Genomic DNA, 23,516 nt, shown 5'->3' on the forward strand with positions numbered 1-23,516 from the left:
TTCTCTGCTCAGCAACTTCTGTGAGCATCGAAGATGCGGTTGGCTGATATCGGTATACGCGGAGCCGTCTTGACTGACCGGCGATCTTTTTGCGCCGTCAGTGATGGTCGGCTTGGTTGCGCCATCTAGGAACGCGGGGAGAGAATTTCGAGAAGGCGGAGCCTTGCACCGGGGCGAGGGGCGAGGTGCGGGTATCGAAGACCGTTGGGGCAGCGGACAACGCGGCTTCTTGTCCGCTGGCGTTCCTCGCCTGTGGTCAAAGCAGCGGTTTCCCGCGCAGGAGGCGGCTCTCCACCCGCATCATTCCGTTCCGTCCGGCCAGGCTGGCTCATCGGCTTTGCCTTAGGCGGGTTTTTTGACGGAATCCTGCTGCACCAGATCCTCCAATGGCATCATCTCCTGAGTCTGGTCGATGGCGTCAGCGATCAGGTGCTTTTCGATGGGCTGTTCCACGCGTTGATGTACATCGTGGCAGGTGCTGGCCTTGTAGGACTCGTTCGTAGCCGTACTGCATTGTCGCAGCCCGGAAGCGGCCGCCGGCTGCTCGCAGCGGCCCTGGTGGGTGCTGGTCTTTGGCATGTGCTCGACGGCGTTCTGTCGCACTGGCTGCTTGGCATCCACCGGATCAAGCTCGACAGTACAAACCCGCTTTTCTGGGATGTCGCGTGGTTCGTGGTATTTGGCGTGGCCTCCATTCTGCTCGGCGTAGGACTTGATCGAACACGGCGCGGTCGGGTGCCCGGCCGCAACATTGCGCTTGGCTTGGGCGTCGCTGCACTAATCGGCGGTGGCTGGGCCGCCCGGCCGCCCGCAAATGCCGACACTGCAATTGTATTCTTCGCGCCGGGCACCAGCCAGAGCGAGGCCGTCAACGCGATCGTTGCCTCACATGGGCGGCTACTTTGGCAATCGGCGGGAGTGTGGGCGGTGCGCTGGAACGGGCGCCCTAAGTCAGCCCTCTTGTACCGCAACAACGCCCTGTTCGTCAGCAGTTCGCTTGGCGGGGCAGGCTGCTTTGCTTGGTCGAAGTAAACAACCAAGCTTTGACGTAGAGACAAGGCGCCGTTCCGCTCAGCGGAGGGTGGCCCGACACAGGTGAACCGCACGACACACGCCGAGTATCGCTAGAATCAGCATGGCCCCCAGAACCGTGAGGTAGATGGGCCCTGCTGCCTTGACTGGACCATGCAATTGATGGTCCGCCGTCTCCACCAGCAGCACCAGCGTGAGGCCGGCAAGAGCTCCCCAGGCGGCGACGTGCCAGATCGCCCCGTCATAGCGCGATCGCCACGCTGCCCACCCCAGGAGCGCCGCGACCGCAAGCTCATCAAGCGCCATCGGGATGAACCGGGCGCTTCCCCAGAAACGTGCCATCTCACCGGCGGCGATGATCACCGCCACCACGCAGGCCAGGATATTCAGAACTTTCATGCGCGGGTTGATAGAGGGCATCGCGACCCAGCACCAACATCCGGCCGTGGCGAGCAGGGGGCGCCTGACCGATGCCCTTTTGCCGGCCGGCCGGAAGCGGCTCGACGTAGCTGCCGACATGCGGCACGTGATGGTGATGAAGAGATTTGCCCCTGCTATCCTTGCGTTGCTCGTCGTGCCCGCGATCGCCTACGCCGACCCGACCGCCCCCGCTGTTTCACCGGTCCTGACCACGCCAGACGCGAAAGACGTGCTGTCCTATGCGCGGCCGGAGATCGCGCGCGTGACGCATGTCGATCTGGACCTGACCGCCGACTTCGCCAGCAAGACGATGAGCGGCACCGCGGCGCTCGACGTGCTCGCTGCCCCGGGTGCGAAGGAAATCATCCTCGACACCGACGGCCTGACCATCTCCTCCGTTACGGACGGGCAGGGCCGTACGCTGGCGTGGAAGGTCGGCGCCAGCGAGGCGTATAAAGGCGCGCCACTCACCATCCAGCTGAACGGCGCCAGCCGGATCGTCATTGCCTATCGCGCCGCGCCCAGCGCACGCGCCTTGCAGTGGCTGCCGGCGCAGCTGACCGCGGGCAAGACCAAGCCCTACCTGTTCAGCCAGGGGCAGTCGATCAACAACCGCAGCTGGATCCCGACCCAGGATAGCCCCGGGATTCGCCAGACCTGGACCGCGAAGATCACCGTTCCCGCCGATCTAGTGGCGGTGATGAGTGGTGAGAGGCTGACGCCCAAGGGCGAGCCGGCGGCCAAGGGACGGCGAACGTACCGCTTCGCGATGGACAAGCCGGTACCGCCGTATCTGATCGCGCTGGCAGTGGGCGATCTCGTCTTCAAGCCGCTGGGCAATCGCACCGGCGTCTGGACGGAGCCGACGATGCTCGATCGCGCGGCCTACGAACTGGCCGATACCGAGAAGATGGTCGAGGCGGCGGAGGGGCTGTACGGCGCTTACCGCTGGGGCCGGTACGACGTGCTCGTCCTGCCGCCATCATTCCCGTTCGGCGGGATGGAAAACCCCACGCTGACCTTTCTGACGCCAACCTTCCTGACGGGGGACCGTGCCAATGTCGGCTTGGTTGCGCACGAGCTGGCGCATAGCTGGTCGGGCAATCTCGTCACCAATGCCACCTGGGCGGACAGCTGGCTGAACGAGGGTTTCACCAGCTACTTCGAGAACCGGATCATGGAGCGGCTCTATGGCAAGGAGCGCGCCGATGTGGAGGCGGATCTCGCCTGGGACGAGCTGGAGACGAACTTCCGCGCTGCCGGGGGCCGCATGGCACCGGGCACGCGACTGCATGGCGATCCCGAGGGCGGGCAGGTCGATTATACCAAGGGTGCGATCTTCCTGCGGACGATTGAGGAGACGGTCGGGCGCGAGCGGTGGGACGCGTATCTGCGCTCCTATTTCGACCGGCACGCCTTCAAACCGCAGACGACAGCTGGCTTCCTCAAGGACCTGCGCGCCAATCTGATCCGTGGCGATCAAGCGCTGGAAGCCAAGCTGCAACTCGATCGCTGGGCCTATGAGCCCGGCCTTCCGAACAATGCCGTCCACGTGAAATCGCCTTCCCTGGCGGCGGTGGAGCGGCAGGCGGCGGCGTTTGCGGCTGGCGGACCCGCGTCGGCGATCGATACGAAAGACTGGTCGACGCAACTCTGGTTGCGGTTCCTGGCGCGCCTGCCGCGGACGCTGCCCGCAGCGCGACTGGCCGATCTCGACCGTACCTTCGGCCTCTCCGAACAGACCAACGGCTATGTCCGCTCGGCCTGGCTCGAGCTGGCGATCGCGAACCGCTACGAGCCGGCGGTGCCGTCGATCGAGCAGTTCCTCACCAGCGTCGGCCGCACCTTGCTGGTGCGACCGCTGTATAAGGGGCTGAGGGCGCAGGGTGATTGGGGCATGCCGATCGCGCGCCGCATCTATGCGAAGGCGCGCCCGACCTATCATCCGGTGACGGCTGCCGCGATCGACAAGGTACTAGGCGAATAGGGGGCGCGCGGCGCGCAAGGTGGCCTTAACGCGTGCGCGCCTCCGGCGGCGCGGCGCTTGCTTTCTTCCACGTCACTGGAATGCGAAGGTAGCTGACGCCGTTGGCTTCGGCCGGCTGGAACGCGCCAGCGCGGATGTTGACCTGGATCGCCGGCAGCAGCAGCTTGGGGACGGAAAGACCCGCATCGCGCTGCACGCGCATCGCGACAAAGTCGTCCTCGCTCACCCCGTCATGTACATGGACGCTTGAGCGACGCTGGTTGCCCACCGTCGTTTGCCAGCGGTAATCGTCGCGTCCGGGCGCTTTGTAGTCGTGGCACAGGAACAGCCGGGTCGCGGCGGGAAGCGAGAGCAGGCGGCGGATCGACCGGTAGAGCCTGCGCGCATCGCCGCCCGGGAAGTCGGCTCGGGCGGTGCCATAGTCGGGCATGAACAAGGTGTCCCCGACGAAGGCGGCATCACCGATCAGATAGGCTACATCGGCGGGGGTATGGCCCGGCACGTGTAGTACCTCGACCTCCAGCGTGCCGATTGCGAAATGGTCGCCATCCTCGAACAAGCGGTCGAAATCGGTGCCATCGGTCTTCAGATCGTCCATCGCGAACATAGGGCGGAAAATCTTCTGCACGTCGCGAATATGCACCCCGATCCCGATCCAGGCACCGGTGTGCGCCTTGATGAACGGCGCGGCGGAGAGATGATCGGCATGGGCATGCGTCTCCAGCACCATCTCGATCCGCCAATCATGATCGCGGGCGAAGGCGACAATCCGCTCCGCGGAGGCTGTGTCTGCAACACCGCTCGCCAAATCGAAGTCGAGCACGGGATCGATGACCGCCGCGACGCGCGTCTCGGGATCGCCAACCAGATAGCTGACGGTGTTCGTGGGTTCGTCGAAGAAGGCTTCGATAAAGGGCTTTGTCATCATCACTTCCATTAGGTCTTGCTAATATACGGAGACGCGCTATATAAGCAACACCTAATGGAAGTGATGATGCTGAAGCCGCCGATGGACCTGGCGACGTTCGAGACGAAAGCGACCGACGTTGCCGACACGCTGAAGGCGATCGGCAACGCGCGGCGGCTGATGCTGCTGTGCAAGCTGGTCGAGCATGGCGAAATGACCGTGGGAGATCTCTCGCGCGACGTGGGCCTGTCGCAGTCAGCCTGTTCGCAGCATCTGGCGAAAATGCGGGCCGAAGGGCTCGTGCGCTACCGGCGCGAGAGCCAGACGCTTTGGTACGCCATCGCCGACCCGCGCGTCGAAACGCTGCTCGCCACCCTCTACCAGCTTTATTGCAAGGACTGATGAAATGACGCTTGCCACCCTTTCTCCGGCCGACGCGCGCGACATGGTCGCGGCAGGGGCGCGGTTGATCGACATTCGCGGGGCCGACGAACATGCGCGTGAGCGCATTCCGGGCGCCGCCAACCTGCCGCTCGACCGGATCGATACGCTGCCGCATGACGCGCGTCCCGTGGTGTTCCACTGCAAGTCCGGGATGCGGACTGCGGGCAACGCCGCCCGGCTGCGCGCCGCTGCGGGCGACTGTCAGGCCTATATCCTGGACGGTGGGATCGACGCCTGGCGCAACGCCGGCCTACCCACCGCATCCGATCGCTCGCATCCGATCGAGATCATGCGTCAGGTACAGATCACGGCCGGCGCGCTGGTCCTGATCGGGGCGCTGCTGGGCCTGTTTGTCGCACCGGGCTTCTTCGGCCTGTCGATGTTCGTGGGCGCGGGACTGATGGTTGCCGGGGTGACTGGATGGTGCGGCATGGCGAACCTGCTTCGGATCATGCCGTGGAACCGCAACACGGCATCCTGATCCAGTCATGACCACGGCCACTATCCTTGCGGCCCTCGTTTCCGGAGGGGCGATCGGCCTGATCCTGGGACTGGTGGGCGGTGGCGGGTCGATCCTGGCCGTGCCGCTGCTGGTCTATGTCGTTGGTATTGCATCGCCCCATGTGGCGATCGGCACCGCGGCAGTGGCGGTGGCGGCCAATGCGCTGGCGAGCCTGGTCGGCCATGCGCGCGGCGGGCGCGTGAAGTGGCCGTGCGCGAGCGTGTTCGCGGTGGCCGGCATGATCGGCGCGGCGCTGGGAGCCGCGCTGGGCAAATCCGTGGACGGGGACAAATTGCTGGCGCTGTTTGGCCTACTGATGATCGGTGTCGGCCTGTCCATGGTGCGCAAGCGGAGAAAACCGGCCGCGCCCGATGTACGGCTGGCCAGCAACACTGCGGCTACCCTACTGCCGCGATTGATACCCACCGGAATGCTCGTCGGACTGGCGGCGGGCTTCTTCGGGATCGGCGGCGGGTTCCTGATCGTGCCCGGACTGATCTTCGCCACCGCCATGCCGCTTCCCTACGCGATCGGCACGTCGCTGGTGGTGGTCAGCGCGCTCGGCCTGACCACCGCGCTATCCTACGCCGCGTCAGGCCTGGTCGACTGGAGCGTGACCGGGCTGCTGATCGCCGGCGGGGTCGGCGGGACAACCGCCGGCATTGCGCTGGGCAAGGTGCTTGGCGCGCGGAAGGGCGTGCTCGAACGGGGTTTCGCCGGCCTGGTGATCCTGATCGGCGGATATATCGCGGCCACCTCGCTCTGACCGGCCAACGCCGGGCAGCGCGCGGCTGCGGCGATCACATCATCCCTGATCAGCGCCGATCGGCATGCCCGGCGGCACCGTCACCTCGTTCGTGCTGTCGCGCAGCGCCTCAGCCAGCGCGTCCCGATTGCCGAGCAGCCGCGCAGTGGCGAGCGCCCAGGCGCGGTCCTCTGCATTGGCGAAGCGCCGCCCGGACTGCGCCGCCGCCCATTCGGCAAGCGCCTGGTCGATTGTGGTGGCAGCATCGGTGCCGCTGGCCGGCGCCGCAGCCGCGCGGGCAAGGTTCAGGACGATGCGGGTGCCGACCGCGCGGCGCACCGCCGCCAGCCTGGCATTGGGCGCCGCCGCACTGGCGGTCGCCAGCAAGCGGCTGGCGAGCAGCGCCGGGCCAGGCACCGCGGCATCACGGCGGTGCTGATCGGCGAGCCGGGCAAGCCGTTCCGGCGCGAGCAGCGCGGCGAGGCTGATCTCCGCCGCGACCTCTGCCGCCACTAGCGGATCGAACACGGCGCTGCCGGCCGTGCGCATCACCTCGATATCGGTCTGGCGGTCGCGGTCACCCGACCAGCCGGCAGACAAGGGCGCGATCAGCGCCTCCGGCACGTCCAGCACGGCAGGGTCGAGCGTTGCGAGGAGGGCGTCCAGCGCGCGGTGTTGCGCGGCACCGTCAACTGCCACCGCAGCGCTCGCATCGCCCGCGCCGCCGGCCACCGCATAGGTCGACAGCGCGCCGCCGAGCAGCTTGCCCGCTGCCTCGACCTGGTAGCGGTGGAGCAGCCAGATCGGCACGAACTTTCGACGCAGCGCCGCGACCGGCTCCCCTGCGGCGAGCGCGCCGGGACCAAAGCGCGCGAGCGCAGCGGTGCGCACCTCCATCATCCGGCCCAGCTCAGCGACCGGATCGGCGCCATCGTCCCACAGGCTGCCCCACGGCTGAGACGCCGACGCCGTACGGGCGTTTTCATCGGAGACGAAGCGCAGGCCGCGGCGCTCAGCCTCCGCCGCCTTCGACCGCGCGGCCGCGTCGGGATCGGCACTGGCGGGATCACCGTAGAGCCAGTCAATCGCATAATCGTCCCACGCGCCCAGACCGACACCATAAGCGTCCGACAGGTCGGGCGCGCCATCGACCAGGCCGATCCGCGGCGCGGGATAATCCATCACCGAGGCGCGCGCCTGCGTGCTGCCGGCAAAATTGTGCTGCAATCCGAGCGCGTGGCCGACCTCATGCGCGGCGAGCTGGCGAATGCGGGCCAGCGCCACGACGGCCGGATCGTTAGGACCGCCCGTCCCGGTGCGGCCGGCGCCCACCAGCCCTTCGTAGATCAGCATATCCTGTCGCACGCGCAGCGACCCGAGCAGCACCGATCCCTTCAGGATCTCACCCGTGCGCGGATCGGACACGGCATAGCCATAGGACCAGCCGCGCGTCGCACGATTGACCCAGTTGACGACATTGTAGCGGATATCGAGCGGATCGGCGTCCGCGGGCAGGATTTCCACGCGATAGGCGTCGATGAAGCCGGCGGCTTCGAAGGCGGTTTTCCACCATGACGCGCCTTCGAGCAGCGCGGTGCGGATCGGCTCTGGCGCGGCATTGTCGATGTAGAAGACGATCGGCTTCTTCACGCGTGAGCGCGGCGCGGCGGGATCGACCCGTTCCAGCCGAAAGCGATTGGCGAGGTTCTGCACGATCTGCCCGCCCAGCGGCGCGCCGAAATCAAGCACTTGCGTGGCGAAGCTGCCACCGCGTGGATCGAACGCGCGGCTGACATAGCCCGCGGGCGGCATGGCGATGAAGCTGTGACGCACCACCAGCGTGACCTGTCGGGGATCGGGCGCGATGTTGCGCACCTCCGCCCCCGGCGTTTCGCTGGCGTAGGTTTGCCGCGCCTCGAATTCCAAGTTCAGCGGAAAGGCGCGGACATTGTTGGTGTCAGCGGCGCTGAGCGCATCGACCAGCTTCCAGCCCTTTTCCCCGCCGCTGTTGAGCTGCGCGGTGATCCCCTTCGTATCGCGCGCCAGAAAGGGCGCGATGTCGACCAGCAGCGTGCCGTCCGCGGCGTCGATGGCATCGCCCAGCCACAAAGTGGAAGTGGCAAAGGCGTCGCTGGCGGCGGCCTGCTCGGCCGCCGACGCGCCGGTGGCGCGGAAGCGCGGGTTGGCCAGTTCGAACGCCACCTTCTTGCCCAGTCGGCGGATGACCAACGCCTGTGCCGGCCCTGGCTGCGCGCGATCGAGCCCGATCGGCGCCGAGCCAAGCCCGGTGCGCAGCGCAGTGGTGTATAGCAGCCGCGCGGCCACGCCATCAGGCGCCGGGGCGGGGAGCGACAGGAGGATACGACCGCCCTTGCGATCGACATGGAGCGGAAGCAGCCCGTCGAGCCGCTGCGTACCTGCGCGGGGATCGCTGCCCTGCGCGGCACCGCCAGCCGGGCGCTGCGCCACCGCGGCCTGGGACAACAGCAAGAGAGCACTGACGGCGATAGCGTTACGGATCATATTTCCCCCTGCCGGCCGTGGTGCCGGATGGGCGGGCCCGTCGCAAGGGGAGGGCGCCGTCGCCCGGGTGCCCCCGTCGATTTGACAGGGTGGCGGGGGCAGCCTCATGTCGTCGCTCCCGTCCCGCCATGAGGCGTAGCAATGGCGCGATTTCCCCCTCGTCCGACCCGGTTCGTCATTCTGCCGGCGCTTTTCCTGCTGGCGCCGGTTGCGCTGGCAGCCGCGCGGCCGCACGCGGCGGCCTGCGCAGTGCTGGGCGCGATGCCGCTCGAACGGCTGGCGGACGGCAGCTTGGCCGATGCCGGCCTGTCCGGCGTCGCCCGCCGCGCCGTTGTCGACGACCGCGCGGCGGCGCTGCGCCGCATCGCCACGACCTACGGCCCGGCGCGCGCCGAGCCCGTGATCGTTCACCTCAGCCGGGCGGATGCCCTGTGGCCATTTTCCTATAACAGTTTCGGTTCAACCGATTTCCTGCCCGGCCGCAGCTGTATCGTGCTGGGTCCCGATGGCCGCGGCGTCGACGTTTATGCCCACGAACTGCTTCACGCGGAGATCGCCGATCGTGTCGGCTTCTGGACACGCTGGCGCCAGATGCCGGTGTGGTTCGACGAAGGCGCGGCGATGCAGGTCGACCATCGACCGGCGTTCGATCACCCCGAGGCGGCCGGTGCGGCCGGCGGTGGGCGGATCGAGGAGAGGGGTAGCGCCGACAGCTTCTTCGCCGTCCCGCCCGATCAGCTGACCCGGCATTACGCGCAGGCCAAGGTGGCGGTCGCCACGTGGTTGGATCGTACGGGGCGGAAGGGGTTCTACAGCCGGCTGGCCGAGATGCGGGAGGGGAAGAGCTTCGAGGCGATATGGGCCGAGTAGCCTGCCGGGATGCACGAGCGCGCGGGGCAAGGTGGGCGCGCTCATTGGGGCGGACTGACGGGAGACGTCCGTTCGACATTCAAACCGTTTACCGCACCCCGAAAGCCGCACTTCGTCATGACCTTGAGCGCGGGTAGGGTGCGGTATGCGCATCGCTGCCGTCCAGTGCCACGCCGTTGCCGACGATGCAGCCGGCGCGTGCGCGGAGATCGTTCAGCGTGTGCGCTGGGCCATGGATCAGGCGGTTGATCTGATCGTCTTTCCGGAGGCGTTCCTGCTGGGCCACTCCTACGATCCCGACACGATCTATTCCCGCGCGCACGAAGCGTCCCGCACCGCCCTGCGCGGATTGTGCGAACGGGTGGCCGCGTTCCCGGTGACGGTGGTGGTTGGCGCCTTCGATGTTGATCCCCCGCGCATATTCAACAGCGCGTTCGTCATCGAGCACGGGCAGATCACCGGACGCTATTCCAAGGCGCATCCCAATGAGCCGGGAGTGACGGCCGGTCACTCCTTCCCCACGTTCGTGAAGTCCGGAACGCGCTATGGCATCAACATTTGCAACGATGCCAACCATCCCGATGCCGCCAAACAGCTGGCGCAGCAGGGTGCCGAATTGATCCTCTACCCGCTCAACAACATGCTGCCACCCGCCACGGCGGAGCGATGGCGTGCAAAAAGCCTCGCGAACCTCACCAACCGAGCTCGCGAAACCGGGTGCTGGATCGTTTCCTCTGATGTGACCGGCACGTCCGGTGATTTGCTGAGCTACGGATGCACAGCGATCGTGGCGCCAGACGGCGACGTGGTCGCGCGCGTGCCGGAGCACAGCGCGGCGGTGGCGATCTATGACATGCCAGAACGGCAGCTTCGGTCCGGGAAAGTATGAAACTGGCCGGACGCCTTTCACCCAGCCACTGCCATTCCTGACCGCCATAGCGAAAGCGGGTAGTCTGTGGGCGCCCGATTGCGGACATCGGGCGGCCCGCCTAGATTCCAGCTCGGGAGGGTTGGATGTCGGAACCCCAAGTGTGCGCGGTCGCTCGCGACAATGTCCATCGGTTCTCCAAGCAGACCGCACCAGAGATCGAGGTGATGGCGGGGCTGGGCGTGCTCGGCGACGCTCACGAAGGCATCACGGTCAGGCACCGATCGCGCGTGGCGGTTTACCCGACACAGCCGAACCTCCGGCAGGTGCACTTGATACAAAGCGAACTGTTCGAGGAGCTTCGAGCGAAGGGCTTCAACGTCGGACCCGCCGACCTTGGCGAGAACGTCACCACAATGGGCATCGATCTACTCGCCCTGCCGAGGCATGCCTTGCTTCGGATCGGTTGTGACGTGGAGTTGGAAGTGACCGGTTTGCGAAACCCGTGCGCTCAGATCGAGCGGTTCCAGCCCGGGCTGCTCGCCGCTGTGCTGGATCGCGGACCGAACAACGAGGTGATCCGCAAAGCCGGTATAATGACCATCGTGAAAGCAGGGGGGATGATCCGCCCCGGCGACCCGATTGACGTCGTGCTGCCGTCGCTTCCTCATTTGCCGCTGGAGCGGGTCTGACGCGGGCTTTGCGCCGCAGTCTGAGACCGTCAGCGTTCGGCCAAGCCGTGCATCGTAGATATACCAATTTATGCGCCATCAGGGCGGCGTCACCTTTCGCCTGGATCCGATCTGCGGGGAGTGTCAGGCACAAACCGTTGCGAGCCCGTCGCCGGAAGCGTTCGAGGCTTTGCAGGCCGAGGTTCGCGAGCTGCGGCAGTCGGTGACCGAACTGAAGACGCTATTGCGGCAGGAGACGGCGCAACGCACCAGCCCGGCGGCAAGCGCGGCCGCGCCATCCTCCAGCGCCGCACCCGCCGCAAGCCCGCGGCTGGCACAGAATGTCCTGACGCCCGCGCCGCTCACGCCCTCTGGCGACGCCGGATCGGGCCGGAGCGCCCCGGCGAGCCGCGGACCAACGCGCGAAACCTTCAACGACGAATTGACCGGCGTGGCCCGCGCCGACACCGAGGCGCCGCCCAACAACCCGAACCTGCGCGGCTTCTTCGCCATTCCCGGCACCGAGACGATGATCAGGCTGGGCGGCTTTGCCAAGGTCAACGGGATCTATGATTTCAATCCGGTGGGTAACCGCGACACCTTTGTCACATCGTCCATCCCGGTCGATTCACGCGAGGGGAAGAACGCCACCATCAACGCCAATGCGACGCGGTTCAGCCTGGACATTCGCCGGCCGAGCAGCCTGGGCGGGCTGCGTTTCTACCTGGAGAACGACTTCTACGGCAATTCGGGCGACACCGATTTCCATCTGCGGCAGGCGCACGGGCAGGTCGGCAACACCTATGCCGGCTATGGGTGGAGCGCGTTCATCGATGCGGATGCGCTGCCGCAAACGCTCGACGACGAAGGGCCGAACGCGGCGTTGATCCTGCGCGTGGCGACGTTGCGGCAGATTTTCAAACTGGGCAGCGGGTGGACCGCGACGGTCTCGATCGAGAACCCTTCGTCCGACCTGACCTTGCCCGCCGGCGCCACCGACGACCAACCCATGCCCGATATCGTCGGGGCCGTGCGCGTCCAGCGTGACTGGGGCCATGTGCAGGCGGCGGCGGCGGTCGTGCGGCGGATCGGCTATCGACTGAACGAGACTGACGACAGCAGCTTTGCCTACGGACTTGCGCTGACCGGGCTGCTCAAGGTGGAAGGCGATTTCATGATGGGCGGTTTCGCCTATGGCGAGGGGATCGCCCGCTATTTCAACGACCTTGGCGGCACGACCTATGATGGCGTGGTAGGACCGGACGGCAAGGTACATACCCTTAAGAGCTACGGCGGCTTTTACGGGTACACGCATCATTGGGATGCGAGCTGGCGGTCGAACATCGCGGGCGGTGTGCTGAAGCTGGACGATGACGCGCTGCTGCCGACCACCGCCTTTCGGTCCAGCCGATATGTCGCGGCCAACCTGATCTATCAGCTGAGCCCCAATTTCTCGCTCGGCGGGGAGGGCCTTTACGGACGCCATGGGTTGCAGAACGGGCAGGATGCCGACGCGGTACGCCTTCAGGTCAGCCTGAAGTACGATCTGGTCCGCTGACACATTCGATCCGTTCGCGCGCGACGCCGGGGCGATTTCGCGCGAGATTGTTCGCCCAGGCGCAGGTCTGCGATCGCAACGGTGCAGAAGCCGGGGCAACATATGAGCCGACAATAGCGTCCGCCTCCAGCTCCCTGTGCCGCTCAGCACAGGTGCGAGGAAGGATCGACGGCTCAGGCGGCGACAGTGGCGGTCGAGGGTAGCGGGTCGGCATTGGGGGCGAACTTTTCAGCGATCCGCTGATAGGTGGAGAGCGCCTGGCCGACGACCTGATCCATATTGTAGTAGCGGTAAGTGGCGAGCCGGCCGACGAAGGTCACATCCGTCTCGGCCAGCGCCAGCGCCTCGTATCGTTTAAACAACGCCCGATTTTCCTCACGCGGAATCGGGTAATAAGGATCGCCTTCGCTGCTCGGATACTCGTAGGTTACGCTGGTCCGGGGCGATTGCTGACCGGTGAGATGCTTGTATTCGGTAACGCGGGTGTGCGCGACGCTTTCGTCGGGATAATTAACCACGGCGACTTCTTGGAACTGTGTCGTGTCGATTGTCCGATGCTCAAAGCGCAGCGAACGATAGGGCAACCTGCCGTAGCGATACCCATAATATTCGTCGATCGGACCGGTGAAGACGAGATGATCGTGTGGATAGGCCTCGCGCGCTTCCACGTAATCGACGCCGAGCAGCAGGTCGATGTTCGGATGGTCCAGCATCCGCTCGAACATCCGCGTATAGCCCTCGGCAGGCATCGCCTGGAAGCTGTCCGTGAAATAGCGGTCGTCGGTGTTGGTACGTGTCGGCACGCGAGCGGTCACGGATTTGTCGAGTTCACTGGGGTCCATGCCCCATTGCTTGCGCGTGTAGCCTTGGAAGAAGGTCTCGTAGAGATCACGGCCGACGGCCGAGATAACGACGTCGGCCGAGGTTCGGACAGTCGCGATGGGCTCCGCGCGAGCAGCCAGAAACGACTCCGCCTCGGTCTCAGTTTGCAGGTTCAAGCCATAAAGCAAATTGAGGGTCGTACGGTTAATCGGCATCGGCACCCGCTTCCCGCCGAGGTCAGCCAGCACGCGATGTTCATATGGCCGCCAGCTGGTGAAAAGCGAAAGATAGTCGAAGATATGCGCCGAATTGGTGTGGAAGATGTGCGGACCATATTGGTGGATAAGGATGCCGGCATCATCGACACGGTCATAGGCATTGCCGGCAATGTGCGGCCGGCGATCGACCACCAACACCTTTTTCCCGGATTCTGAGGCGAGCCGCTCCGCCATGACTGCGCCGGCAAACCCAGCACCAACGACCATTATGTCATAGCGCTGCGCGGGGCCGGCGGGCCAGGTGGTGGGCGAGACAATCGGCTGCACCCGGCTGGCTCTGATCAGCACTTCCTCGACCAGCGCGGCCATGAGACCGTGTGTCTGGTCCCAGCTGCCCCGGGCGAGCAGCGCGTCGATCTCGCGCAGCCATTCACTATCCCGCGCCACCGCGAGCGCTTCCTCACACGCGGTGACGAAGCCGGGCAGATCGGCGGCTATTCTGACTGCCGGAACATCACCGTAGTGGCGGACGACATCGCGGATCGGCGTCGAGACAACCGGGCAGCCACCCGCCAGATACTCGGGCGTCTTGGTCGGGCTGATGAATCTCGTCGCGTCGTTGATCGCGAACGGCATCAGCGCAACGTCCCAGCCGCGTAGGTAGCTGGGCAGATCGGAATAGCTCCTGCCCCCCATGAAGTGCAGGTTCGACCGACGTGGCAGGTCTGCCTCGCTGATCTTGACTACTGGGCCGACGATCACGATCGACCAGTCTGGATGCGCGTCGGCAAGGCCGGCGAGCAGATCCAGATCCATTCGTTCGTCCACCACCCCAAAAAATCCGAGCCGGGGACGTGGCAACGCTGCTTGATCCGATGGTTCGCGCCCGACCTGCCGCGCGGTGGAGAAGTGCGCCACGTCAACGCTGGATGGAAACGGGTGAACCCTGGGGTGACGGTCGCGCTTTGCTTCGTAGAGGCTGTAGCCGCCGGTGAAGACGAGATCAGCCCGTTCAAGAAGCTGTTGTTCAAGTCCGAGCAGTTCGGGAGGTGCCTGATTGAAGTTCGCCAGCTCGTCCATACAGTCGTAAACCGTACAGGCCGCCCGCAGCCCATCTGAGAAGGGCAGCATCATGGGGGTGTAGTACCAGCGGATGACCGGTCGAACGGCGTCCAGGCCGAGCGTCTCGAGGAGTTGACGAAGCACGGCGGTCTCGTTCTCGGGATCCCCCCCGGCGGCAAGTTGGGGAACGATCACCTCCACCCCCGTCGCGGGGCAGATTTCCACAACCAGCCGCGCAGCCTCAAGCCCCTCCACTCGAACTGGCTCTTCCCAGAACAGTACACGCATGGAGCGTGCGAAACGGCTCATCAAATGCTGCGGGCGCTGAACCACGAAGTTCCATCGCAGGTGGGAGAAGCAGATCAACACGGTGTCGAAAGGAAAACTGATCGGGTTTAATGACACCGGCGGGAGTTGCTGCTGCATTCCGAGGCCCCTTGCTACCGAAGTCAGAAAAACCCTCGCATCGTTGCTCTTGTTCCAGTAAGTCGTTGAAACACAACGTAGATTAGTCGTTTCTTCCGCAACGAATCATTTTCCGTTTTGTTTAAGTTTGACTCGCGACTTGTTGCGAACGCAGCACGGGGACGAAGCGCTGTGGAACTTTGGGGTGGTGTCGAATGCACCGTGAATCGCGTGGGGAATGGGTGGCGTGATCAACTCCGCGCCAGCGGACATGACACTCGGCCCGGCGACGTTGAGCTAATCGCGCAACTTGGCATGTCGGCGGTTCGCTATCCCATCCTTTGGGAACGCATTTCCCCCGATCATCCCGACGAAGGCGACTGGTCGTGGACCGACGATCGGCTGAGTCAGCTGCATGGCCACGGAGTGCGCGTCATCGGGGGCCTCGTGCATCACGGCAGCGGCCCGCGTTACACCGACCTTACGCAGCACACTTTCGCGCCAGGGCTGGCGTCGCATGCCCGCGCCGCGGCGGAGCGCTACCCCTGGATTGCTGACTGGACGCCGATCAACGAGCCGATCACGACCGCGCGCTTCTCGGCGCTTTACGGGCATTGGTATCCACACACCCGAGACGAGCGGATGTTCTGGCTGGTGTTGCTGAACCAGATCGACGCGACCCGGCTGGCGATGTCTGAAGTGCGGGTGGTGAATTCGGCAGCGCGACTTGTCCAGACCGACGATCTCGGACGGACCTATGCGACCGCTTCGTTGCGGGAGCAGGCGGCGTTCGACAATATGCGCCGTTGGGCTGGCTGGGATCTGTTGTGCGGCAAAGTGACCCAGCATCATCCACTGTTCGAACGACTGTCGCGTTTCGGGCTGGGGGATCGCCTGCGCGCCATCGCCGACAGTCCCTGTCAGCCGGATGTCATTGGCGTCAATCATTACCTGACCAGCGACCGCTTCCTCGATCATCGTACCGAGCTTTATGAGAACGAGCCCGTGGGGGGGAACGGTCGCGACCAATATGTCGACGTTGCCGCCATCCGCGTGCTCGATCCGGCGCCGCAGGGCCTCGCCGGCGCTTTATCGGAGGCGTGGGCACGCTATCGTATTCCGCTGGCCGTCACCGAAGTACACAACGGTTGCACTCGCGACGAGCAGATGCGGTGGATGCGGCAAGCCTGGGACATCGCGTCCGAGCTGGCGAAGACGGGGGTCGACATCCGTGCAGTGACGAGCTGGGCGCTGTTCGGAAGCTCCGGTTGGAATACCCTGCTCACTGCGCCAGGAGTCTACGAGCCCGGTGTGTTCGACGCGAATAGCGGGGTTCCGCGGGCAACCGCGATGGCGAGCATGTTGCCAGCACTGGCGGCCGGAGACCGGATCAATCCGGTCGCCACGAGCAGAGGCTGGTGGCAGCGAGATGTCCGATTTGCGCATGCCGCGGTTCCCAGACCTGCACCGTTTGCCGCGCGTAGCCCTGGTCCGTGCACCGAGCGCCAATCCGCATCGATCCTGATCTGCGGTGCGACCGGTACGTTGGGGCAGGCGCTGGCCCGCGCTTGCGGGCACCGCAATCTACCGTTCGTGCTCACGGATCGCCGGCAGATGTCGCTGGACAGTCGTGAGATGATCGAGCGGACTCTCGATCGGTATCAAACATGGGCCGTGATCAACGCGAGCGGATGGGTCCGCGTCGACGACGCCGAAGATCAGGCAGACGCGTGTTTCGCAGCCAATACCAATGGCGCAATCGCGCTGGCTGCCGCCTGTGACGAGCGAGGCGTCACAACGATCACCTTTTCCAGTGACCTGGTATTCGGGGGGAGGCCGGGGGGTGGATATGCCGAGGATGACGAACCCGCGGCGCGTAACGTGTATGGGCGAAGCAAAGCCGTTGCGGAGCAGGCGATCGCCATGCTCGGCGGAACCCATCTGGTCGTCCGGACGGCGGCGTTCTTCTCGCCCGACGATCGCTACAATTTCGCCTGGGCTGTCGCCGATGCGTTGCAGCGGGGCGAGCGATTTCGGGCAGCTTCGGACCAGATCGTCTCGCCCAGTTACGTTCCCCATCTCGCCGACGCGGTGCTCGACTTGGCGATCGATCGCGAAGGTGGGTTCTGGCATCTTACCAGTGGCAGCGCCGTTAGCTGGAGTGAGTTTGCGCGGCGGATCGCCGAGGCATGCGGTTTGCCGCCCTCATTGATCGACGCAGTGCCCGGCGACACCTTGGGCTGGCGCGCTGTGCGGCCGGGGAATGTTTCACTTTCCAGCCGCCGCGGATCACCGATGCCGCCGCTCGACCAGGCGCTAGCGGCATTCGCCCGCGGCTGGCGCGCACAGCTCGCACAACAGAAAGCGTCATGAGCGTGGGGCGGCCCGACGGCGCACAGCAGGCGCCCTCGTCACGTGCACTTGGTCCTCAATACGGTGGTTCGGCGCGGGCGCGCTGCTCGCGCGCGGCGGCGGTCCACCAGGCGAGATCGTCGGCGAAGCGCGGAAAGGCGCGTTCCAGCGAGGCGCCGCCGTCGCCGGTCGGCTGGCCGTCGCCATCCAGCGCGCGGCCAATACTGCCCACCGCCAGCGTGCTCGACACCACGACCATACCCATTTCGGTGAGGGTGCCGTGCCACGCCACGCTGGCATGCGCGCCCGCGAGGCGGCCGGCCGAATAGCTGGCGATGGCGGCGGGCCGCCAATACCATTCCTCCAGGAAATGGTCGGTCAAATTCTTGAGGCCCGGCTGCTGGCCCCAATTATACTCGCCCGTCACGAAGACGAAGGCGTCGGCAGCCCGGATCTTGCCGGCGAGCGTCTCCAGCGCCGCCGGCGCCTCGCCCTTCGGATATTCCTTGTACATGCGGTCGAGCATCGGGAGGCCGATCGCCTTGGCGTCGATCAGCTCTGCATCGGCGCCGCGATCGGCAAAGGCGCGGACAAGATAGTCGGCCAGGCGGATGCCCTGTCGATCGGAGCGGTAGGAGCCGTAGAAGATCAGAATGCGGTCGGCCATCGCGACACTCCCGTGATGAAACCGCCACGCTATCAGGCCGTCGGAGGGATGTCTTGACCCGCGATGCTCGGGGCGTCGCGGTGAGGGGCACGCGACGCTACGGCGAGGGGCGGGGTGTCTGGATTACGCGGTCAGGCGGCGCCCGGGGTGGTGGGTTGCTGGAGCCAGGGCGCGACGAGTGCCGGATACGGATCGCTGGCGGTGACGCGGCCCATGGCGATCGCGCGGGCCTGTGCCTGCGAAGCGTCACCGGTGAAATTGGGCAGGACATAGAGGTCACGCGCCATGACGGCGGCATAGACCTGATTGACCAGCTCCGCGACGGGCAGGCCGTCATCGACCCCGGCGCGCATGACCGCTTCGAGCGCGGCGAGCACGGGATTCTCCTGCCGTGCCTTCAACTCGTCCTGAAGCGCGGCGTGGCCGGTCTTTTCGGGGAACATGATGTTCGATTGAACCACGCCGGGCATCACGATCGTGACCCCGACGTTTGGCACGCGCTGCGTCAGGAGATCGAGGTACAGCGCCTCGGTAAGGGCGACGACCGCATGTTTGGTCATCGAATAGGAGCAGAAGCCGGGATTGACGGTGATCCCGGCGCCCGACGCGATCGTGACGACATGAGCGTCGTGCCCGCCAGCGATCATGCGCGGCACGAACGCCTTGATGCCATGGATCACCGAGCGCTGGTTGACGCCGATGACCCAGTCATATTGCTCCAGGCTGACCTCCCACGTCAGCCCGCTGGCGAAGACGCCGGCGTTGTTGACCAGCAGATTGACCGCGCCGAAGCGATCATGCGCGGCATCGGCGAGGGCGGCGACATCCGCCCAGTTCGAGACGTCCGCCGGCACCGCCAGGACCTCGCCATCGCGTGCCAGATCGGCCGCGGCATCGGCGAGCGCATCGGCGCGGATGTCGGAGATCACCAGCCTTGCGCCGCGCGCCTGTGCCCCGCGCGCGAGCGCGAGGCCGATCCCGCTGGCGGCGCCGGTAATCACCGCCACCTTGCCGGTCAGGTCGCGCATCATGGCATCTGCCGCGCGATGCGCCCGTCGATCATCGGCCACCTGTGCAGACGCGATCCCAGACCGTGGGTGCTCAAGCCGGAAGGTCCGGGGCGTGCGCCAGCAACGTATGGTGGATCGGCAGCAGCGCCTCCGCATCCCAGCTGATCCGCTGTCCGACGGTAATCCCGCCGTCGACCAATTGATGCGTGCCGGTGACGAAAGCCGCATCGTCGCTGGCGAAATACAAGGCGGCGGCGGCAATGTCCTCCGGGCGGCCAGCGCGGCGCAGCGGCTGCATCTTCGCTGCCGCATCGGTCAGTTCGCCGGTCATCTGATCGGCAGCGGCGCGGCTGAGCCCGACCGACATGCCGAAGATCGGCGTAACGATGACGCCGGGGCAGATCGCGTTGATGCGGATGTTGGCGGCGGCGAGTTGCGGCGCGCTGAGCTTGGTAAGGTGGATCACGCCCGCCTTGGCCACGCCATAAGCGAGGCCCCAGCCCGCCTCCAGCCCGGCGATCGAGGCGATGTTGATCACCGAGCCGCCGCCGCGCGCCTGCATCAGCGGCACGGCGTGTTTGGTGCCGAGCATGGGGGCGCGGAGCAGCAGGGCCATGGTGGCGTCCCAACCGTCCACGGTCATATCAGCCGGCCCGTGCGGCGTGCCGCCTGCGCCGGCATTGTTGACGAGGATATCCAGTCCACCGAGCGCGGACGCCGTGGCAGCGGTGGCGGCGGCGATATCCTCTTCGCGTGTGACATCGCAGTGCTGGTAGACGACGCTGTCACCAAAGCGGCGGGCGAGCATCGCGCCCTTTTCATCCTGCACGTCGGCCACGAGGACGCGCCCGCCCTCGGCGACGAACCGCTCCACGATGCCAAGGCCGATGCCCGAGCACCCCCCGGTGACCAGCGCGATCTTGCCGGCGAGCCGCGACGAGGCGGTGCGCGCGCTCATCGCCGTTCGATCGCGTGACGGAGACGGGTGAGGCGCGCCGGGAGCCCCGGACGTGACGCATCGAAAAGCTCGCGCAGCTTTCTCATCAGCTTCCTCCCCGCACGGCTCACACCGGCATTTAAGTCGTTCGACCTATTTTCAGCGGGGGTATTTCATCGCGCCGATGCAAGTCAATGGCGCGGCCGGGCGGCGACGGGGCGGCGATCCTGCGCCTGATCCAGGTTGCAGGCGGGAACGTGTGGCGCCGTGATGTATTCGCAATGACATGGCAGCAGCGCACACAAGCAGCAGCGCAGCGCACCAGCATGGCGTCGCGACCTACCGAGCAGGTGAGGGCGGATCGCCGGATCGGCGCTTGCGCGTCGTGATCCTGGGCGGTGGGTTTGGCGGGGTGGAAGCGGCCAAGGCGCTGGCCCGCGCGCCGGTCGAGGTGGTGTTGATCGACCGCCAGAACCATCATTGTTTCCAGCCGCTGCTGTACCAGGTCGCGACCGCGACCCTGGCGCCGTCCGATATCGCCTGGCCGATCCGCGCGATCCTGTCCGGCCAGGACAATCTGACGGTGCTGATGGCCGAGGTGGAGGATGTTGATCCCGAAGAACGCGTGGTGCGCACCAGCGGGGGCGATTTCGCCTATGACCGGCTGATCGTCGCGACCGGCGCGACGCATGGCTATTTTGGTAATGACCAGTGGGCGCCGCATGCGCCCGGGCTGAAACGGATCGAGGATGCGACCGAGATCCGCCGCCGCATCCTGCTGGCGTTCGAGCGCGCCGAGCTCGCGTCCGGGCAAACGGCGGGCGAGGGAGCCTGCACCTTTGTGGTGGTGGGTGGCGGCCCGACCGGGGTGGAGATGGCGGGCGCCATTGCCGACATGGCGCGCGAGGCGCTGCCGTGCGATTTCCGCCATGTCGATCCCGCCCAGTCGCGTGTCATCCTGGTGGAAGCGGGCGAGCGCGTGCTGGCGACGTTTCCGGAGGAACTGAGCGATTATGCGCTCCGTGCGCTGGAGCGCAGGGGAGTCGAGGTGATGACGGGCGAGCCTGTCAGCGACATCGGCCCGGATCATGTGACGGTAGGCAAGCGGCGGATCGCGGTGGACGCGGTGGTCTGGGCAGCGGGCGTTGCCGCCTCGGATGCGGCGCGCTGGCTGGGTGCCGACAAGGACAAGGCCGGGCGTGTAAAGGTGAGCCCGGACCTCAGCCTACCGGGCCGGCCCGAGATCTTTGTCGTCGGGGATACGGCCGCGGCGACGACGCCGGATGGCGAGCCCGTGCCGGGTATCGCGCCCGCTGCCAAGCAGATGGGCCGTCATGTCGGCGAAGCGATCGCTGCCGAGGCGGCGGGACGACCGGCCCCGGCATCCTTCGTCTATCGCCATCAGGGCGACCTGGCGACGATCGGGCGCAAGGCGGCGGTCGTACAGTTCCCGCGGCTGACGCTGACGGGCTTTCCCGCCTGGGCCGTGTGGGGCGTGGCGCATGTGTATTTCCTGATCGGCATACGCAATCGCCTTGCCGTCGGCTTCAACTGGCTGTGGGATTATCTGACCTTTGGCCGTCGCGCGCGGCTGATCACCGAGCCGGCGGAAAGCGCGCGGCATTGGCAGGAGGACGATCTGGATGGCACGAGCGCCTCGCCCAAGACACGCGACGGCGATACGACCGATGACGGCGAGCCCATCGGCGATGCCCCTGCCGCGCGCGAGACGGCGGGCGCTGCGGCGCGGGTATGGCGCTGAGGCAGGGGAGGCGCTGAGCAGGGAGATGCAACGTCAGTGACAGCCGGTGCGACAGTCCCTAGCCTTTGGTGATGACCGCACGCATCCTCATGGCGGGTGGCACCGGCCTCATCGGCCGGTTGCTGACCGCGCGTCTTCTGCGGCGCCCCGATGTCGAGCTGGACAGCCTGGTGCGATCGCCGACGCTGCCGTGCGAGCGACGGATCGACTTCGAAGCGCTCTCAACGGATCAGGGCGGCGTGGCCGCGGCGCCTGCCACGGTGGGCATCTCCTGCCTTGGTACCACGCTTCGCGCCGCTGGATCGCCCGATGCATTTCGCCGGGTCGACCATGATTATGTCCTGGCCTTTGCCAGGCTGGCGCGCCGCTCCGGCGCGACGCGGTTCATCCTGGTGAGTTCGGTCGGGGCGGGCGGGCGCGGCCTATACCTGACGACCAAGGGCGAGGTGGAAGCCGCGATTGGATCGCTCGGGTTCGATCGGGTGGATGTCATGCGTCCCAGCCTTTTGCTGGGGCCGCGCGCAGACCGTCGGCCGGCCGAGTTTCTGGGGCAGCGGATTGCCCCGATGCTCAACCCATTGCTGGTGGGTCGTCTCGCCCGCTACGCCGCGTTGGACGCGGATATTGTCGCGGGGGCGATGGCCGAGCTTACGACCGAAACGGCGCCGGGCGTTTACGTGCATCATGTGCCGGAGATCCGCGCCCTCGCCCGTCGTTAGAGCTGCGGCGCCGCAACGACGGCCATGCCGACCATCACCATAAACAGGAGAGAAACATGCCCACGAACGATCATGGCACGCCCAGCGATATCCAACCGGTAGAGGCAAAGGCGGTCAGTTATTCGGGCATCGGTGGCCCTGAGGTGATCAGCATCGCGACGCGAACGGTTCGCCCGCCGGCGGCTGGCGAGGTGCGGTTGCGGGTGCAGGCGGCGGCGGTCAATCCGACCGATGTGGCGTGGCGCGATCCGGGCCGCCCGGACGGTCACTGGCCGCTGACGCCGGGGATGGATGCGGCGGGCGTCGTGGAGGCGGTCGGCCCCGGCGTGTCGCGGCTCGCGGTGGGCGATCAGGTGATGGCAGCCGTGATGCCGGCGCGACCGGAAGGTGGGGCGCAGGCGACCTATATCGTCGTTCCCGAAGTGTCGGTCGTGCCGATACCGGCGGCGACCACGATCACCGAAGCCGCCACCCTGCCGATGAACGGCCTGACTGCGCTGTACGCGCTGGAGAACGCCGGCCTATCCAAGGGGCAAGTGCTGGCGGTCAGCGGCGGGGCGGGGCTGCTTGCCCATTATGCCATCGCCATTGCGAACAGGCGCGGGATCACCGTGGTGGCGGACGCGAAGCCCGAGGAGCACGACCTGGTTCGCGGTTATGGCGCAACCGTCGTGGTCACGCGTAGCGACGATTTTGCCGGCGCGGTGCGAGAGCAGTTTCCCGATGGCGCCGACGCGCTGCTCGACACCGCGCTGCTGGGCGAGCGCGGGTTCGGCGCGCTTCGTGACGGCGGCGTGTATCTGCCCGTGCGCGGCTGGGCGAAGGAGAGCGAGCGCGGCATTCAGGTGAAGCCGGTGTGGGTGAGCAAGGTGCTCGATCGCACGGACTGGCTGGAGCAGCTGCGCGGGTGGGTCGAGGATGGGACGATCAAGCTGCGGGTCGCGGCCGAGTTCCCGCTGAGCGAGGTCGCGGCTGCGCAACAGGTGCTGAGCGCAGGCGGGCTTCGCGGGCGACCGGTCCTGACGCTCTGACCCC

Annotated in this window: 20 protein-coding genes; 13 read left to right on the top strand and 7 right to left on the bottom strand. The window is 66.2% G+C overall.

Annotation, left to right across the window (positions count from 1 at the left end; all coding sequences use genetic code 11):
- The first annotated feature begins 252 nt into the window (after positions 1 to 252).
- The gene (locus K0S66_RS11555; RefSeq protein WP_301075551.1) at positions 253 to 1,032 is read left to right on the top strand and encodes a DUF2243 domain-containing protein; all 780 of its coding nucleotides are present in this window, start codon (positions 253 to 255) and stop codon (positions 1,030 to 1,032) included.
- Between the two features lie 39 nt (positions 1,033 to 1,071).
- Here K0S66_RS11555 and K0S66_RS11560 read toward each other — a convergent pair whose 3' ends face one another.
- Complete coding sequence (locus K0S66_RS11560; RefSeq protein ID WP_301075552.1) at positions 1,072 to 1,431, bottom strand: hypothetical protein; 360 nt, start codon at positions 1,429 to 1,431, stop codon at positions 1,072 to 1,074.
- 136 nt (positions 1,432 to 1,567) lie between these two features.
- On the opposite strand from K0S66_RS11560, the gene K0S66_RS11565 reads away from it, so the two are divergent.
- Positions 1,568 to 3,439 (top strand): M1 family metallopeptidase, encoded by a 1,872-nt coding sequence (locus tag K0S66_RS11565; protein WP_301075676.1) that lies wholly within the window; start codon positions 1,568 to 1,570, stop codon positions 3,437 to 3,439.
- 25 nt (positions 3,440 to 3,464) lie between these two features.
- Here the strand turns inward: K0S66_RS11565 and K0S66_RS11570 are convergent, their stop codons facing one another.
- Positions 3,465 to 4,364 (bottom strand): MBL fold metallo-hydrolase, encoded by a 900-nt coding sequence (locus K0S66_RS11570; protein WP_301075553.1) that lies wholly within the window; start codon positions 4,362 to 4,364, stop codon positions 3,465 to 3,467.
- Between the two features lie 66 nt (positions 4,365 to 4,430).
- Here K0S66_RS11570 and K0S66_RS11575 point away from each other — a divergent pair, with 66 nt between their 5' ends.
- The 3 genes from K0S66_RS11575 to K0S66_RS11585 are packed head-to-tail and all read left to right on the top strand — an operon-like array spanning position 4,431 to position 6,058.
- Positions 4,431 to 4,748 (top strand): metalloregulator ArsR/SmtB family transcription factor, encoded by a 318-nt coding sequence (locus K0S66_RS11575; protein WP_301075554.1) that lies wholly within the window; start codon positions 4,431 to 4,433, stop codon positions 4,746 to 4,748.
- 4 nt (positions 4,749 to 4,752) lie between these two features.
- Entirely contained in the window at positions 4,753 to 5,271 is a 519-nt protein-coding gene (locus K0S66_RS11580; protein ID WP_301075555.1) for a rhodanese family protein, read from the top strand.
- A 7-nt stretch (positions 5,272 to 5,278) separates the two neighbouring features.
- The gene (locus K0S66_RS11585; protein WP_301075556.1) at positions 5,279 to 6,058 is read left to right on the top strand and encodes a sulfite exporter TauE/SafE family protein; all 780 of its coding nucleotides are present in this window, start codon (positions 5,279 to 5,281) and stop codon (positions 6,056 to 6,058) included.
- A 39-nt stretch (positions 6,059 to 6,097) separates the two neighbouring features.
- Here the strand turns inward: K0S66_RS11585 and K0S66_RS11590 are convergent, their stop codons facing one another.
- The gene (locus K0S66_RS11590) at positions 6,098 to 8,560 is read right to left on the bottom strand and encodes a zinc-dependent metalloprotease (protein WP_301075557.1); all 2,463 of its coding nucleotides are present in this window, start codon (positions 8,558 to 8,560) and stop codon (positions 6,098 to 6,100) included.
- Between the two features lie 141 nt (positions 8,561 to 8,701).
- Between K0S66_RS11590 and K0S66_RS11595 the strand changes: the two genes are divergently transcribed.
- The 4 genes from K0S66_RS11595 (at position 8,702) to K0S66_RS11610 (ending at position 12,527) form a co-directional block, all read left to right on the top strand.
- Entirely contained in the window at positions 8,702 to 9,430 is a 729-nt protein-coding gene (locus K0S66_RS11595; RefSeq protein ID WP_301075558.1) for a hypothetical protein, read from the top strand.
- Between the two features lie 145 nt (positions 9,431 to 9,575).
- Positions 9,576 to 10,319 (top strand): carbon-nitrogen hydrolase family protein, encoded by a 744-nt coding sequence (locus K0S66_RS11600; protein ID WP_301075559.1) that lies wholly within the window; start codon positions 9,576 to 9,578, stop codon positions 10,317 to 10,319.
- A gap of 140 nt (positions 10,320 to 10,459) precedes the next feature.
- Positions 10,460 to 10,990: an MOSC domain-containing protein gene (locus K0S66_RS11605; RefSeq protein WP_301075560.1), complete on the top strand. Its 531-nt coding sequence runs from the start codon at positions 10,460 to 10,462 to the stop codon at positions 10,988 to 10,990.
- A 70-nt stretch (positions 10,991 to 11,060) separates the two neighbouring features.
- On the top strand, positions 11,061 to 12,527 hold the full coding sequence (locus tag K0S66_RS11610; RefSeq protein ID WP_301075561.1) for a DcaP family trimeric outer membrane transporter: 1,467 nt from the start codon (positions 11,061 to 11,063) through the stop codon (positions 12,525 to 12,527).
- Positions 12,528 to 12,700: 173 nt separating this feature from the next.
- On the opposite strand, the gene glf is transcribed toward K0S66_RS11610, so the two are convergent.
- Positions 12,701 to 15,055 (bottom strand): UDP-galactopyranose mutase, encoded by a 2,355-nt coding sequence (glf, locus tag K0S66_RS11615; protein ID WP_301075562.1) that lies wholly within the window; start codon positions 15,053 to 15,055, stop codon positions 12,701 to 12,703.
- A gap of 210 nt (positions 15,056 to 15,265) precedes the next feature.
- Here glf and K0S66_RS11620 point away from each other — a divergent pair, with 210 nt between their 5' ends.
- Entirely contained in the window at positions 15,266 to 17,407 is a 2,142-nt protein-coding gene (locus tag K0S66_RS11620; protein ID WP_301075677.1) for a family 1 glycosylhydrolase, read from the top strand.
- Positions 17,408 to 17,462: 55 nt separating this feature from the next.
- Here K0S66_RS11620 and K0S66_RS11625 read toward each other — a convergent pair whose 3' ends face one another.
- The 3 genes from K0S66_RS11625 to K0S66_RS11635 all read right to left on the bottom strand — a co-directional run bounded on the left by K0S66_RS11625 (position 17,463) and on the right by K0S66_RS11635 (position 20,021).
- A complete protein-coding gene (locus K0S66_RS11625) occupies positions 17,463 to 18,053 on the bottom strand; it encodes an NAD(P)H-dependent oxidoreductase (protein ID WP_301075564.1) in 591 nt (196 codons plus the stop codon).
- A gap of 131 nt (positions 18,054 to 18,184) precedes the next feature.
- A complete protein-coding gene (locus K0S66_RS11630) occupies positions 18,185 to 19,123 on the bottom strand; it encodes an SDR family NAD(P)-dependent oxidoreductase (RefSeq protein WP_301075565.1) in 939 nt (312 codons plus the stop codon).
- Between the two features lie 31 nt (positions 19,124 to 19,154).
- Positions 19,155 to 20,021: a glucose 1-dehydrogenase gene (locus K0S66_RS11635; RefSeq protein WP_301075566.1), complete on the bottom strand. Its 867-nt coding sequence runs from the start codon at positions 20,019 to 20,021 to the stop codon at positions 19,155 to 19,157.
- 265 nt (positions 20,022 to 20,286) lie between these two features.
- Here K0S66_RS11635 and K0S66_RS11640 point away from each other — a divergent pair, with 265 nt between their 5' ends.
- From K0S66_RS11640 to K0S66_RS11650, 3 genes are all read left to right on the top strand, one after another.
- Positions 20,287 to 21,762 carry an NAD(P)/FAD-dependent oxidoreductase gene (locus tag K0S66_RS11640; RefSeq protein ID WP_301075567.1) on the top strand — a complete coding sequence of 492 codons (1,476 nt, stop codon included), beginning with the start codon at positions 20,287 to 20,289 and terminating at the stop codon, positions 21,760 to 21,762.
- A 71-nt stretch (positions 21,763 to 21,833) separates the two neighbouring features.
- Positions 21,834 to 22,481, top strand: a complete 648-nt coding sequence (locus K0S66_RS11645) for an NAD-dependent epimerase/dehydratase family protein (RefSeq protein ID WP_301075568.1) — start codon at positions 21,834 to 21,836, stop codon at positions 22,479 to 22,481.
- A gap of 56 nt (positions 22,482 to 22,537) precedes the next feature.
- Positions 22,538 to 23,512: an NADP-dependent oxidoreductase gene (locus K0S66_RS11650; RefSeq protein ID WP_301075569.1), complete on the top strand. Its 975-nt coding sequence runs from the start codon at positions 22,538 to 22,540 to the stop codon at positions 23,510 to 23,512.
- Positions 23,513 to 23,516 lie beyond the last annotated feature (4 nt).

This window comes from Sphingomonas sp., from assembly GCF_029239295.1.
Classification (GTDB): domain Bacteria; phylum Pseudomonadota; class Alphaproteobacteria; order Sphingomonadales; family Sphingomonadaceae; genus Sphingomonas.